Raw genomic sequence first — 13,594 nt, forward strand, 5'->3', positions numbered from 1 at the left:
TTAAGGAGATTAAGTTGAACAAAGCAACGGCAGTGCCTGAGCAAAAAAAACGAACCATGCAAGATATTTATGCCTCAAAAAAAACAGGTGAGAAAATGGTTTATATGTCTGTACCCGATTACACCTCAGCAAAATGGGCAGAAACTGCGGGGGTTGATGTTGCTGTGATTGGGGATAGTTTGGCGATGATTGCGCATGGGCACTCTAATACGATTCCAGCGTCGATGGATATGATGGTGATGCACGCTGCTGGCATTCGACGTGGCGCCCCAAATACCTTTCTGCTGGGTTGTATGCCTTATCAAAGCTACAACACAATTGATCGGGCGCTCACCAATGCGACGCGGTTTATGCAGGAAGCAGGCTCAGATGCGGTGAAGCCTCAAGGTGGAAAATCGCAAGCACATATTTTGCGAGCTATGGTCGATGCAGGTATTCCAACCGCCTCTCATATCGGCATGACCCCCCATACCGTAGCTGTATTTGGGGGCTTTAAGGTACAGGGACGTACAGCTGACACCGCCATGAAAATTTTAGAAGATGCCTTTGCAATTCAAGATGCCGGCTGTTTTATGCTGGAGTTTGAAGCTGTGCCAGCAAAGATTGCCAGCGTTATTTCACAGCAATTAGAAATCCCAACAATTGGAATTGGTGCTGGCGTTGGTACTGACGGTCAAATTTTGTTATGCCATGATTTATTGGGCGTATTTTCTGATTTCAAGCCGAAATTTACTAAACGTTATGCGAATTTGACTGAAGTAGCGGTTGCCGGCATTAAGGAGTACATTGCCGATGTTAAGGGAGGTACCTTTCCAGATGATGAGCATAGTTATTCTGTGGACGAAAAAGAATTTGACAAGTTTCTTAATCTAGTAGAGAAGCGAAAGCATCATTAACCAAGATTTCACTTTCACTGCTAAATGAGCGCTAATCGTCAGAAAATAGCGGTAGTGGGAGCAGGCGCCGTCGGCTGTTATTTTGGCGGCATGCTGGCACGCAGTAATCATGAGTTAATCCTGATTGGTCGCAGCGAGCGAGTGGATGCTATCAATCGTTTTGGTTTGCAAATGGATTGCCAAAGTTTTCAAGCTAATGTAGCTTTACAAGCAAGTGCTGATTTTGCGAGCATCGCTGCTGCAGACATGATTTTACTTTGTGTAAAGTCTTACGATACCGTTGCTACGATGCAGGCTCTAAAACCATTCTTATCTGCTAATGCAGTGATTGTCAGCTTGCAAAATGGAGTGAGTAATACCGAATTAATTTCATCGCTAGTTGCCAATCCTGTTTATGCAGCCGCTGTTTATGTGGCAGTAGTAATGACTGATTTAAATACGGTAAAACATTATGGTCGTGGTGAATTACAAATTGGCTCATTTATTCCAGATTTAACTATTACTCAGCAGCAAGCTCAGTCTTTAACACAATTAATTAAACAATTTTCAAATTCCGGCGTACCCTGTGCCCATTCTATTGATATTAAAAGAGAGCTTTGGTTAAAGCTGTTGGTGAACTGTAGTTATAACGCCATTTCTGCAATTGGACAAATCAGTTATGGGCAAATGGCTCAATTACCTGAAATTCAGGCATTAATCGAACGCCTCACGGACGAGTTTTTATCGGTGGCGCAGTGTGAAAAAGTCAAGATCAGTAAGTCTGAGGCAATTCAGGCAAATGAAATTATTGCCCGCACTATGGCGGGGCAAAAATCATCCACTGCGGCAGATGTAGCGCGGGGAAAAAGAACGGAGATCGACTTTTTAAATGGTTATATTGTGCGTAAAGGCGCTCAATATAACTTGCTAACCCCAGCTAATCAGGCTCTGTATGCCTTGGTCAAAATGATTGAGGCCAAATTCAAGTAACACGCATTAACCTCAATTTATTTTGCACTGCAATATCTCAGCTAAATTAAAGCTTCTATTTATTAGAATCAGATATACTTCTTTGGAAGCAGGAGAGCGAGAGGTTATTTATCTCCACCGAAGGCGCAAACTCCCATGAACGCTCAGGTATCCCAAAAGACTGGTACTGCTTAACTTAAATAGCCGTCTGGAGAGTCGCCACTGAAATGGGGCGCACCGAAGGAGCAAATACCTAACTATGTTTAGGTATGAATCTCTCAGGTACCAAGGACAGAGGGAGCGGCAGCCGTAAATGAATGGCTGCATTTTTGCCTCGATTCATTTGGCGGAAAGTACTTGGGAGTTTCATGCTATGCAAGTTAAACCAGCACATCAATATAAAGTCCTCATTTTTGGCGCCTCTTATGGCTCTTTGTTAGCAACTAAATTGGCACTAGCGGGCCATGATGCCACTCTTGTTTGTCTACCTAATGAAGTGGAACTGATAAATCGTGAGGGCACAAGAGTACGCTTTCCCATTAAAGGCAGAGAGGGCTTAGTTGAGGTAGATTCTCGGGGCTTGCTGGGAAAAATTTCTGCCACTACACCAAATAATGTCAACTTAGCAAATTACGATTTAGTGGTGCTTGCAATGCAAGAGCCACAGTATGGCGCAACTGGCGTACGGGAATTACTGCATGCCGTGGCAGAAGCAAGGTTGCCAACGATGTCTATTATGAATATGCCACCCCTTACTTACTTAGCTCGTATTCCTGGTTTATCGCTAGCAGATTACCGTAATTGTTATACCGATCCTAGTGTTTGGGATGGCTTTGATCCCACGATGATGACTTTATGTAGCCCTGATGCGCAAGCATTCAGGCCGCCAGATCAGCCTATTAATGTATTACAAGTTCGCTTACCCACTAACTTCAAGGCTGCGCGCTTCGAGTCAGAGGTTCATACCCAAATGTTACGTCAAATCGCCGCTGATATCGAGGCAGTGCGCTTTGATACAGGTTCCGAAGTAATTGAGTTGCCAGTGAAATTAAAAGTATTTGACTCAGTCTTTGTGCCACTAGCAAAATGGAGCATGTTATTAGCAGGTAATTATCGCTGCGTTGGCGCTAATGGCATGCGGCCAATTAAAGAGGCAATTCATGATGATCTTGGGCTATCAAAAAATATTTATAACTGGGCTCGGCAACTTTGCCTATTATTGGGGGCAAGCGAGACAGATTTAGTGCCCTTTGAAAAATATGCGAATGCAGCGCTCAGTTTAGGTAGCCCTTCATCGGCGGCACGGGCTTTATTTGCGGGAGCAAAAAATATTGAACGGGTTGATTTGCTAATGCAAACGGTCGCCGCCAAACAGGGCATGCAATCAGAGGCAGTTAATCAGATTGTGAACTTAGTGAATCAGCAATTAGAAAAAAATCGGGCTTTGCCGGTGGTCGCTTAGCAACTAGTATTACCAAGACTAATCGTCTGCCAGATCGTCGTCTGGCGACGGTTTCTTTTGCGTATTTAATTTATTTGGAATGCCGTTAACTAAGATTGCTTTAGTGACCCAAGCCGATTGATTTTTATCGGTTTCAATAATTTCTTTTAAATGAGCACAATCGCTACGATGGCTACAGGAGGCAAAACTATCGTTAGCTTTATGGGTTGTAAATTCTGAGCATAATTTTTGATACCAAACACCATCTAATGGACAAGAATCTTTTTTCATTCGCTAATCCTTTGTAATAAATTCACCTGAATTTAGTGTTTAGTCCGTCAACCTCGTTTTTTTAGTTCGGACTAGGACTAGGATAGGGTCAATGTCATTTTTTATTTTGATGCAGATCAAGACCGAGAGCACTTAATGGATTTGGGGTAAAGTGGATCCAATAATTAGAAATTCACCAAAAAGGTGCTTTTTTCTGCATTTTTCTATCCAGATCTGTTCTAATAAAAAGGTTAATTTTGTTGGGCTTTTGCTGGTATTGCTGCTTTATTCCACTTCTCCATTCTTTTTCTTATAAGGATTAAAAAATGAAACGACGCGACTTTTTAGGAAAAGCCTCAGTAGGGGCTGCTGCAGGTATTTTGGCTGCTCCAGCCATTGCCCAATCCATGCCAGAGGTAAAGTGGCGCTGCGCATCTAGCTTTCCAAAAAGTTTAGATACGATTTATGGTGGTATTGACGTGATTGCAAAGCGGGTAGCTGCGCTAACAGAGGGTAAATTTCAAATTCGTCCTTTTGGGGCTGGTGAAATTGTGCCTGCGTTTGGTACGGTTGACGCAGTGCAGCAGGGCACGGTTGAATGTACCCATACCGCAGGCTATTATTTTGTTGGTAAGAATAAGACTTTTGCGTTTGATACTACTGTGCCATTTGGCATGAACCAACGGCAGCAAAATGCCTGGATGTATTGGGGCGGTGGCTTAAAATTACAACGTGAATTTCTTAGCAGTTACAACATTATTTCATTTCCAGCGGGCAATACTGGAACCCAAATGGGTGGTTGGTTTCGTAAACCCGTTAATACCGTAGCCGACTTAAAGGGGCTGAAGATTCGAATTGCAGGTCTTGGTGGCGAAGTGATGGCACGACTTGGGGCAATTCCCCAGCAAATCGCTGGTGGAGATATTTATCCTGCGCTAGAAAAGGGCGTGATTGATGCGGCCGAATGGGTTGGGCCTTACGATGATGAAAAGCTAGGTTTTTATAAAATTGCGCCGAATTATTACTATCCTGGCTGGTGGGAAGCTTGTTCAATGTACTCGCTTTATGTCAACATCAAAGAATGGGAAAAATTGCCCAAAATGTATCAGGCTGCGCTCGAGGCCGCCTGTTATGAGGCGAATGCAGACATGATGGCTGAGTATGACTTTAAAAATCCCCCAGCCTTACAACGTCTACTAAAAAATGGCGTTAAATTATTTGCTTATTCAAATGACATTATGAAAGCGGCGCAAAAAGCCTCATTTGAAATGTTTGAAGAAGAATCTGCAAAAAATCCCTCCTTCAAGAAAATATATGAACCTTGGAAAAAATTCCGTGCCGAACAATTGCTTTGGAATCGGGTCGCAGAAAATACCTTAGCATCATTTAATTTTGCTAATCCAGTTAATTAAGCGCTAGATTGAATGCTTAAGCAGTTGTTGCGCTTCGCTGGATTTGTTGATCGGTTAAATGATCGCTTTGGCGTTTTGGCAAGCTGGCTAGTGCTGATATCAGTGCTGGTCAGCGCCGGCAATGCTTTAGTGCGCTATGGCTTTAATGTTAGCTCTAATGGTTGGTTAGAAGTCCAGTGGTATATGTTCATTGGCATGGTGATGTTCGGTGCCGCTACCACCTTAAGGCTTAACGAGCACGTCAGGGTCGACGTTTTATATGCCCTGTATCCAAACCGAGCGCGGCTTTGGTTGGATTTCTTTGGCGGTATTTTTTTCCTCTTGCCCATGACGACGATTATTGGGTGGTATTCGTGGGATTTGCTCTATAACTCGATTTTAGTAACTGAAATGTCTAATAATTCGGGCGGCTTGTTACGTTGGCCGGCGCGGGCAATGATTACCTTGGGCTTTTTCTTGCTAACGTTACAAGGTTTATCAGAAATTATTAAGCGGTATGCCGCTTTGCAAGGCCTAATTAAAATCGATCCTCGCTATGAGAGGCCACTGCAATGATTGCTCATGAGGTAATGGCGCCATTGATGTTTGGCGGCCTAATTGTTTTTTTACTGATTGGCTATCCCGCAGCTTTTTCTTTGGGCGCAGTAGGCTTATTTTTTGCTTTCATTGGCATTCAGTTAGACTTTTTTCAGCCAACTTTTTTACAAGCCTTACCTGATCGTGTTTTCGGCATTCTTTCTAATGACTTACTGCTATCGATTCCATTTTTTACTTTCATGGGGGCGATACTAGAACGCTGTCGCTTGGCTGAAGATTTATTAGAAGGATTAGGTCAATTATTTGGCCCAATTCGTGGTGGTCTGGCTTATGCAGTGATTATTGTTGGCGCAGTGTTGGGGGCAATTACTGGCACAGTTGCGGCCTCAGTTATTGCCATGGGATTAATTTCCTTGCCCATCATGCTACGGTATGGGTATAACCCTCGCGTCGCTACTGGAGTGATCGCTGCTTCTGGCACCATTACTCAATTAATCCCGCCTTCCTTAGTATTAATTATTCTTGCCGATCAATTGGGCAAATCTGTGGGCGATATGTATGCGGGAGCAATTGGTCCATCGATTATTCAAATTATCTTATTTTGTTTATTTATATTTTTCCTTTCTGTCTTTCGCCCCCAAGATGTACCTGCACTTCCCATAGATGCCCGCCCGCCAATTGACTGGAAACTGATTAAGCGAATCATGTGGGGGGTTATTCCCTCCTTAGCCTTAATTTTCTTGGTTTTAGGTACGATTTTGATGGGTTTGGCGACGCCGACAGAGGGTGGGGCAATGGGTGCGGTTGGCGCCTTGGTATTGGCTGCCATGAATAAGCGTTTACAAAAAGATTTAGTGTGGCAAGCTATGACATCGACTATGCGCATTAATGCGATGGTGATGTTTATCTTAATTGGTTCAACTGTTTTCGGTCTTGTTTTTCGTGGAGTCGATGGTGATTTATGGATCGAACAGCTTTTGTCAAATTTACCTGGGGGTCAGATTGGCTTCTTAATTGCAGTTAACCTCTTCGTATTTTTCCTCGCTTTCTTTCTCGACTATTTTGAGATCGCTTTTATTATCATTCCCTTATTGGCGCCAGTAGCAGACAAATTAGGCATTGATTTAATCTGGTTTGGCGTCTTGTTGGGGGCAAATATGCAAACCTCCTTCATGCATCCGCCTTTCGGTTTCGCTTTATTTTATTTACGAGGGGTAGCTTCAAAAGAGGTAAAAAGTTCAGATATTTATTGGGGCGCTTTACCTTGGGTAGGATTGCAATTAATTTTGGTTGCCATTCTGATTTTTTTCCCAGAAGTAGTTACCTATTTTGTTGATAAGCCTACAGTGGCAGTTGAGAGCGGTGATGCATTGATTGATCCCTTTGCAAATACTGTGCCAGCGGCACCCGTCGTAGATTCCAGCGCAGATATTGAACGGCAGCTCCGGGGTTTGAAGTAAACAGATAAAGAGTTAACTTATGCAAGCTAAATGGGGTATGCAAGGAATGGCTGTTGCACCGCATTCCTTGGCAGCAGAATCGGCTTTAGCGGTATTAAAGGAAGGTGGCAATGCGCTTGAAGCAATGGTTGCAGCTGCAGCAACCATTGCCGTGGTTTATCCGCATATGAATTCGATTGGGGGCGACTCTTTTTGGCTTATTCATGCTCCTGGTAAAGCCATCGGTGGTATCGATGCTTGTGGCGCTGCCGCGAGCCTAGCTTCAAGGCAATGGTATTTCGATCAAGGCATTACAGAGGCGATTCCATTTCGCGGCCCATTAGCAGCGAACACAGTGGCTGGTACGATTTCTGGATGGGGTGCTGCGCAGCGATTATCACAAAAGTGCCTGGGGGGAAAATTACCGTTAACTCGCCTTTTAGCTGACGGTATTTATTATGCTGAAAACGGAATTCCTGTAACGCATAGTCAATCGAGTCTAACGGCCAAGAAGCTTAAAGAGTTAGAACCTCAGCCAGGTTTTGCAGAAACCTTTTTGGTGGCTGGCCAAAGCCCAAAGACTGGCAGCATTTTTAAACAGGCCCGTCTAGCAAAGACGCTGCACAGAATTGCACAATATGGCACTGAAGAGTATTACCGCGGCGCTCTTGCTAACGTCATCGCTCAAGAGTTACAAACTCTGGGTAGCCCAATTCGGCTTTCAGATTTGCATCGGCACGAAGCCAAGTTAATAGATCCATTGCGATTGACGCATAGCTTGGGCAGTGTGTACAACATGACACCACCCACTCAAGGCGTTGTTTCACTGATGATTTTGGGAATTCTTGATCGTTTAGATTTACAGCGTTTCAAACTAGATAGCGCTGAGTATGTGCATCTTTGCGTTGAAGCAACCAAGCAAGCTTTTAAAATTCGTGATCAATTTATTACTGATCCTGCTTATATGCATTGTGATTCCCAAGATTTTTTAAAACCTGCATTTTTGCAAAAACTCGCGGATGCAATTGATCTCAATAAAGCATTGCCCTGGGGGCAGGGCAAAGGTCCGGCTGATACGATTTGGATGGGCGTTGTGGATAAACAAGGTTGTGCTGTTTCTTTTATTCAGAGTATTTATCACGAGTTTGGTGCTGGCATTGTATTACCAACCTCAGGAATTAATTGGCAAAACCGTGGTTGTAGTTTTTCGTTAAATCCTGCTTCACTAAATGCCTTAGAGCCTTTACGTAAACCCTTCCATACTTTAAATCCTGCTTTAGCACTTTTTAAGGATGGTCGTACCATGGTTTATGGCACGATGGGGGGAGATGGACAGCCACAAACCCAATGTGCAGTCTTTACTCGAACAGCAGTTTATGGTCTAGATCCACAAGCTGCGATTAGTCGGCCACGTTGGTTATTGGGAAGAACATGGGGTCAAACTAGCGATAGCCTGAAGCTGGAGTCACGCTTTGATTCACAAGTCATTAGCGACCTTGCTGCTCTTGGTCATGAAATTGAGCTACTCAATGATTTTGATGAAACTGTAGGACATGCTGGCTGCATTATGCGCGAACCCTCAGGTGTATTACGAGGGGGCTGGGATCCTCGCAGTGATGGCGGGGTCGCAGCCTATTAAGCAAGCATTTAGATTTTGTATTAAAGTGTTTATTAGCGATTAAATTATCAACAATTTGGTTATTAAAAATACACAGGAGACCTTTCATGCAAAAATTAGATCAAAATCAGTTTTCTTTTAGAACGCTTGCCTTAGCCTTGGGGACTGTTGGTCTTATCTCGCTTAGTGCATGTCAGTCTATGAAGCATGGCAATGGACAACAGGCTTCTGCCAAATTAGAGCCACGTTCAGGCTCAACTACAACTGGCGAAGTCCTATTTATTTGGCAGGGTCATGATGTTTTGGTTACGGGTAAATTTGCTGGACTTAAACCCAATGCTGAGCAAGGTTTTCATGTGCATGAGAAAGGAGATTGCTCTGCGCCTGATGCGACTAGTGCTGGCGGCCATTTCAATCCTGATACCAAAGACCACGGTATGCCTAATAGCAATATGAGCCATGCAGGTGATATGCCAAATATCAAATCAGATGCCAATGGAAATGCCACTTATTCTGCTAAGTTAACCGGGTTTTCAGTTGATAACAGCGCAACCGGAATTTTAGGTCGTTCTGTAGTAGTGCATCGCGATCCTGATGACTATAAATCTCAGCCAGCTGGAAATTCTGGTCCGCGGATTGCTTGTGGATTAATCAAGTAAATTTTTATCAATTACATAGCTGTCATTAAGGGATGACAGCTATGGGCAACTAGATTTTAAATGTGAGCCGTGTTTAGAATTGCGCTCTTATGCTATTCTGATTTATAAGATTATAAATTGGAGGCAAAAATTTATAGCAAAGTGAAGCAACTTGCTCTTTTATTGAGCCCTTGGCTTATCCTATTGGCCCTATGGCAGATCGTTATCTCGGCTAGCTTGGTAGATCGCTCACTCATGCCCAGCCCGCCTGAAGTGGCTGCTAAATTTTACGACTTATTAAAGAATGGTCGCTTACTTGGTGATATTATTATGTCGACCCAGCGGGTTTTTTTGGGGGTAGTAAGCGGCATTGCTTTAGCGGTGCCGGTAGGATTTTTAATTGGCTGGTATAAAGACGTCCGCACTTTTCTAGATCCGGTTATTAATTTTTTTCGCGCGTTGCCCCCAATCGCCCTAATTCCTTTAGTGGTTGTTTACTTTGGCATTGACGAGCCTGCCAAAATTATTATCTTATTTTATGCATCATTTTTTGCAGGCGTTATTGTGATGTATGAGGGCGTTGCACAGATTAGCCCAATTTATATTAAGGTAGCCCATACACTTGGAGCAACCGACTGGGAGATATTTACGCGTGTAATTGTGCCGCTGACAATGCCGCATATTTTGACTGCACTGCGAGTGGCATTAGGAGTCGCCTGGGCTACTTTAGTTGCATCCGAATTGGTCGCTGCACAAAAGGGGTTAGGGGCACTCATTCAAAGTGCCGGATCATTTTTTCAGCTTGACGTTATTTATGTTGGCATTATTGCAATTGGGTGTGTGGCTTTAACTATGGACCTAATCTTAAGGTCGTTGACTAAGCGATTAATTCAATGGCAAGATAGGGTGGAAGCGCAATGAGTCAGGATCGCATTCGCTTTGAAAAAGCGACAGTTGATTTTAAAGTTGACAAGGGTTTGCTACGGGTTATTGATGACATCTCTTTCTCAATCTCGGATGGTGAATTTATTTCTATAGTAGGTCCATCGGGTTGCGGTAAGACCACTTTAATGAATATTATTGCTGGGTTTGTGAAGCCGACATCAGGAACGGTAAAACTTGATGGCGTTGAAATTAATGGTCCTTCTCAGAACCGTGGAGTTATTTTCCAAGAGTACGGAATTTTCCCATGGCTTACTGTTGAAAAAAATATCCTCTTTGGCTTAACTCTACGAAATAGTAAAGTGCCCAAAGATCGACATCAAGAAATATGCAGTCGCTACCTGCAGTTGATGGGCTTAACCGATTTTGCTTTAGCTTATCCCCGCACTCTTTCAGGAGGCATGCGACAGCGTTTGGCGATTGCCCGTGCCTATGCTACGAATCCAGAATTTCTGTTAATGGACGAACCCTTTGGCGCCTTAGATGCTCAAACCCGAGCCAAAATGCAAGACTTACTACTTGAGGTTTTGCAGCATGAGCGTAAAACGGTTTTATTAATTACGCACTCTGTAGATGAGGCAATTTATTTATCATCTAAAATTATTGTAGTAACTGCTCGTCCCGCTAAAATTAAAGAAGTGATAGAAATTCCATTTCCTTATCCCCGTCATGAGTCAATTCATGATGACCCCCAATTCATTTCTCTTAAGTCGCGCCTGAGAGATTTGGTTATGAAAGAATATGAGGCGCAACAAAAACTTTCTAGCAATTAGACTAGAAGCCTTTATTAATAGGAGATTATGGTGAAAAAAAATAATTCTGAATTTAATCGTCGTCAATTTATAGTTGGCGCTGCATCTGCATCTGCATTGGCAATTACTGGTTTTCCAGCTATTGCCCAATCAAAGGTGAAATTAAAAGTTGGCTATGTTGATACCCTTGCAGTCACAGGTCAACTATGGACTGGTGTGCATCGTGGTCAGTGGGCGAAGGAGGGAATTGAATTTGATCCCTATAAATTTAATACTGGTTTAGATTTATTTAATGCCATGATTGGCGGAAGTCTAGATATGCTGAGTACGGGGGCGGTTATTTCTAATTTCCCAGCTCGTGGACAAGGTAAGGCGTTTATTATTAACAATATTGAATTTGCTACTGCTCAGCTTTGGGTTCGGCAAGATCAAGGCATTAAAGATTGGGCTGACCTAAAAGGTAAAAAAATAGCGACCACCATTGGAACTACGGCCCATGTATTTTTAGATGCCGCTTTGCGCGCTAATGGCCTTGATCCTGCTAAAGATGTAGAGATTGTTAATCAAGGGATGCCAGTAGCTGTAACCTCATTTATTTCTGGCGCTGTTCCAGCTGTTGCTTTGTGGGTGCCATTCAATGTCTTGGTACGAGATAAAGTACCTTCAGCCAAAATGTTAGTTGATGCCTCAGCCTATTATCCGAAATCAGCGATTCTTGGTGGATGGGCAGTGCGGGCAGATTATTTGGAAAAAAATCGTGCAATTTGTGCTAGTGTAATTAAAGGCTGGGCGGCTGCAAATGATGATTTGATTAAAAACTCTGAAGAAATTCTGCCCATTATTCAAAAAGCAAACTATAGCCAGGTGCCTCTTGCCGATCTACAAGCGCAGTTTAAGGCCTCTAAATACAATACTGCTGCCGAGTGGAAGAAACTGATTGAAAATGGTACTGCTATAGGCTGGTTACAACAAGTAACTGACTTTTATGCCAGAGCTGGGAATATTCAAAATCCTATTCCTGCTAAAACCTATTTTGAATCAAAACTTTTTACGGATAATGTCAAAGGCTAACGCGCCCTCCCAGACCTGGGACTATATTATTGTTGGTGCCGGGTCTGCAGGATGTTTGCTGGCAAATCGTTTAATTCGTGCTGGTTTTTCTGTTCTTTTAACCGAGGCGGGTAAGCAAGATAAAGGCTTTTGGCTGCATTTACCGGTAGGGTATTTTAAGACTATTTTTGATGAACGTTACTCACGATTATTTACGGTTGAACCACAATTAGAAACTGGTAACCGAAAATTAATTTGGCCTCGCGGTAGGGTATTGGGTGGATCAAGTTCTATAAATGGGTTGATTTATATTCGTGGCCAGCACGCTGATTATGACGACTGGGAGCGTGCGGGGGCAACTGGCTGGGGGTATGAGAGTGTATTGCCATTTTTCAAGCGCTCTGAGCGTTATTCGGGAGAAGAGAGTTATTTTCATGGTCAGAGTGGTGAGCTTGGAGTTTCTAATTTAAAAAATGATGACCCCTCTTGCCATGCTTGGCTAGAGGCGGCACATGAGTATGGATTGCCATTGAACACAGACTTTAATGGCGAGACCGATTATGGGGTAGGCAAATATCAACTTAGTATTCGGGGGCGCTGGCGTTCAAGCGCCGCAGAAGCTTTTTTACGACCAGTTGAAGGCGACAATAGATTAACTGTGCTAATTAATACCATGGTATCAAAAGTCATTATTGACAATAATCAAGCCATTGGTATCGAATGCATTAGTAATGGATTGATTCACCGCTATTATTGTAATGCTGAAGTAATTTTAAGCGGCGGTGCTTTACAAAGCCCGCAAATTTTGCAGCTTTCGGGAATCGGCCCAGCAAATTTGTTGCGTCAACATAAAATTCCGATTATTTATGACTCTCCTGAGGTGGGTAAAAATTTACAAGACCATTACCAAGCACGGACAATTGTTCAGTTAAAAAATAAAATTTCCCTTAACAATCAAGTACGTAATCCTTTTGGTTTAGCAAAAATGGGTTTTGAGTGGTTATTGATGCAGAAGGGGCCTTTAACAGTAGGTGCAGGGCAAGTTGGCGGTTTTGCAAAAACAGTCCACGCTAAAGATGATCGTGCTGATATTCAATTTAATGTGATGCCATTATCGGTAGATAAGCCTGGCGATCCTTTGCATCAGTACGCGGGTTTTACTGTTTCGGTCTGTCAATGTAGACCACAATCAAGGGGAGAATTACAGATTCAATCGACCAATCCTTTTGAACAAGCAAAAATTACCTCAAACTACTTAACTGCTGACGTTGATATAAAAACTTTAGTGGCTGGCCTAGAAATGAGCCGTGAAATTTATCGACAGAAAAGTTTTTGTAATCTCTGGCAAGAGGAGAAGTTACCTGGACAATTGCCCTTAGAAAGTTTTGCTCGAAATAATGGCGGAACCGTTTTTCATCCTACTAGTACATGCCGAATGGGATCTGATTTTTCTGCAGTTCTTGACCCTCAGTTACGTGTCAATGGCGTTAATAATTTAAGGGTTATTGATGCATCCGCTATGCCGACTGTTATTTCTGCTAATACGAATGCCGCCACGATTATGATTGCCGAAAAGGGTGCAGCATTAATGTTGGCTAGACGCTAAGTTTTATAGATTAATCTTGGGGAGACATCAATGAATATAAAAATA

The 13,594-nt window shown here is 43.0% G+C and carries 13 protein-coding genes and 2 riboswitches; of the genes, 12 read left to right on the forward strand and 1 reads right to left on the reverse strand.

Translation table 11 applies throughout. The features are described 5' to 3' along the window. Nucleotides 1-14 precede the first annotated feature (14 nt). The 3 genes from panB (at nucleotide 15) to LZG75_RS07670 (ending at nucleotide 3,306) form a co-directional block, all read left to right on the forward strand. Entirely contained in the window at nucleotides 15-896 is an 882-nt protein-coding gene (panB, locus tag LZG75_RS07660; RefSeq protein ID WP_233923576.1) for a 3-methyl-2-oxobutanoate hydroxymethyltransferase, read from the forward strand. Nucleotides 897-920: 24 nt separating this feature from the next. Beyond that, complete coding sequence (locus tag LZG75_RS07665; protein WP_233936988.1) at nucleotides 921-1,865, forward strand: ketopantoate reductase family protein; 945 nt, start codon at nucleotides 921-923, stop codon at nucleotides 1,863-1,865. A gap of 79 nt (nucleotides 1,866-1,944) precedes the next feature. Continuing rightward, nucleotides 1,945-2,038: riboswitch (glycine riboswitch) on the forward strand. A 4-nt stretch (nucleotides 2,039-2,042) separates the two neighbouring features. Continuing rightward, nucleotides 2,043-2,149, forward strand: a riboswitch (glycine riboswitch). A gap of 8 nt (nucleotides 2,150-2,157) precedes the next feature. After that, nucleotides 2,158-3,306: a hypothetical protein gene (locus LZG75_RS07670; protein ID WP_233936992.1), complete on the forward strand. Its 1,149-nt coding sequence runs from the start codon at nucleotides 2,158-2,160 to the stop codon at nucleotides 3,304-3,306. 18 nt (nucleotides 3,307-3,324) lie between these two features. Here the strand turns inward: LZG75_RS07670 and LZG75_RS07675 are convergent, their stop codons facing one another. Next, a complete protein-coding gene (locus tag LZG75_RS07675) occupies nucleotides 3,325-3,576 on the reverse strand; it encodes a hypothetical protein (protein WP_233936995.1) in 252 nt (83 codons plus the stop codon). A 305-nt stretch (nucleotides 3,577-3,881) separates the two neighbouring features. Here LZG75_RS07675 and LZG75_RS07680 point away from each other — a divergent pair, with 305 nt between their 5' ends. The 9 genes from LZG75_RS07680 to LZG75_RS07720 all read left to right on the forward strand — a co-directional run bounded on the left by LZG75_RS07680 (nucleotide 3,882) and on the right by LZG75_RS07720 (nucleotide 13,549). Continuing rightward, nucleotides 3,882-4,967, forward strand: a complete 1,086-nt coding sequence (locus tag LZG75_RS07680) for a TRAP transporter substrate-binding protein (protein WP_233936999.1) — start codon at nucleotides 3,882-3,884, stop codon at nucleotides 4,965-4,967. Between the two features lie 12 nt (nucleotides 4,968-4,979). Beyond that, nucleotides 4,980-5,522 (forward strand): TRAP transporter small permease subunit, encoded by a 543-nt coding sequence (locus LZG75_RS07685; RefSeq protein WP_233937002.1) that lies wholly within the window; start codon nucleotides 4,980-4,982, stop codon nucleotides 5,520-5,522. Further along, the gene (locus tag LZG75_RS07690) at nucleotides 5,519-6,964 is read left to right on the forward strand and encodes a TRAP transporter large permease subunit (RefSeq protein ID WP_233937005.1); all 1,446 of its coding nucleotides are present in this window, start codon (nucleotides 5,519-5,521) and stop codon (nucleotides 6,962-6,964) included. Before LZG75_RS07685 ends, LZG75_RS07690 begins: the two co-directional genes overlap by 4 nt. A 19-nt stretch (nucleotides 6,965-6,983) precedes the next feature. Beyond that, nucleotides 6,984-8,582 carry a gamma-glutamyltransferase family protein gene (locus tag LZG75_RS07695; RefSeq protein WP_233937007.1) on the forward strand — a complete coding sequence of 533 codons (1,599 nt, stop codon included), beginning with the start codon at nucleotides 6,984-6,986 and terminating at the stop codon, nucleotides 8,580-8,582. 86 nt (nucleotides 8,583-8,668) lie between these two features. Further along, on the forward strand, nucleotides 8,669-9,220 hold the full coding sequence (locus tag LZG75_RS07700; RefSeq protein WP_233937009.1) for a superoxide dismutase family protein: 552 nt from the start codon (nucleotides 8,669-8,671) through the stop codon (nucleotides 9,218-9,220). Nucleotides 9,221-9,361: 141 nt separating this feature from the next. Next, nucleotides 9,362-10,120 carry an ABC transporter permease gene (locus LZG75_RS07705; protein ID WP_233937011.1) on the forward strand — a complete coding sequence of 253 codons (759 nt, stop codon included), beginning with the start codon at nucleotides 9,362-9,364 and terminating at the stop codon, nucleotides 10,118-10,120. Next, nucleotides 10,117-10,914 carry an ABC transporter ATP-binding protein gene (locus LZG75_RS07710; RefSeq protein ID WP_233923566.1) on the forward strand — a complete coding sequence of 266 codons (798 nt, stop codon included), beginning with the start codon at nucleotides 10,117-10,119 and terminating at the stop codon, nucleotides 10,912-10,914. The genes LZG75_RS07705 and LZG75_RS07710 overlap by 4 nt, the downstream gene beginning before the upstream one ends. 30 nt (nucleotides 10,915-10,944) lie before the next feature. After that, entirely contained in the window at nucleotides 10,945-11,964 is a 1,020-nt protein-coding gene (locus LZG75_RS07715; protein ID WP_233923565.1) for an ABC transporter substrate-binding protein, read from the forward strand. Next, nucleotides 11,951-13,549, forward strand: coding sequence for a GMC family oxidoreductase (locus LZG75_RS07720; RefSeq protein WP_233937014.1), 1,599 nt, complete (start codon nucleotides 11,951-11,953; stop codon nucleotides 13,547-13,549). Before LZG75_RS07715 ends, LZG75_RS07720 begins: the two co-directional genes overlap by 14 nt. The last annotated feature ends 45 nt before the right edge of the window (nucleotides 13,550-13,594 follow it).

Source organism: Polynucleobacter sp. IMCC30063 (assembly GCF_021395235.1).
Lineage (GTDB): Bacteria > Pseudomonadota > Gammaproteobacteria > Burkholderiales > Burkholderiaceae > Polynucleobacter.

Coding starts and splice junctions, on each gene's coding strand:
- LZG75_RS07665 (WP_233936988.1), top strand. CDS start 921: ATGAGCGCTAATCGTCAGAAAATAGCGGTAGTGGGAGCAGGCGCCGTC.
- LZG75_RS07670 (WP_233936992.1), top strand. CDS start 2,158: ATGAATGGCTGCATTTTTGCCTCGATTCATTTGGCGGAAAGTACTTGG.
- LZG75_RS07675 (WP_233936995.1), bottom strand. CDS start 3,576: ATGAAAAAAGATTCTTGTCCATTAGATGGTGTTTGGTATCAAAAATTA.
- LZG75_RS07680 (WP_233936999.1), top strand. CDS start 3,882: ATGAAACGACGCGACTTTTTAGGAAAAGCCTCAGTAGGGGCTGCTGCA.
- LZG75_RS07685 (WP_233937002.1), top strand. CDS start 4,980: ATGCTTAAGCAGTTGTTGCGCTTCGCTGGATTTGTTGATCGGTTAAAT.
- LZG75_RS07690 (WP_233937005.1), top strand. CDS start 5,519: ATGATTGCTCATGAGGTAATGGCGCCATTGATGTTTGGCGGCCTAATT.
- LZG75_RS07695 (WP_233937007.1), top strand. CDS start 6,984: ATGCAAGCTAAATGGGGTATGCAAGGAATGGCTGTTGCACCGCATTCC.
- LZG75_RS07700 (WP_233937009.1), top strand. CDS start 8,669: ATGCAAAAATTAGATCAAAATCAGTTTTCTTTTAGAACGCTTGCCTTA.
- LZG75_RS07710 (WP_233923566.1), top strand. CDS start 10,117: ATGAGTCAGGATCGCATTCGCTTTGAAAAAGCGACAGTTGATTTTAAA.
- LZG75_RS07720 (WP_233937014.1), top strand. CDS start 11,951: ATGTCAAAGGCTAACGCGCCCTCCCAGACCTGGGACTATATTATTGTT.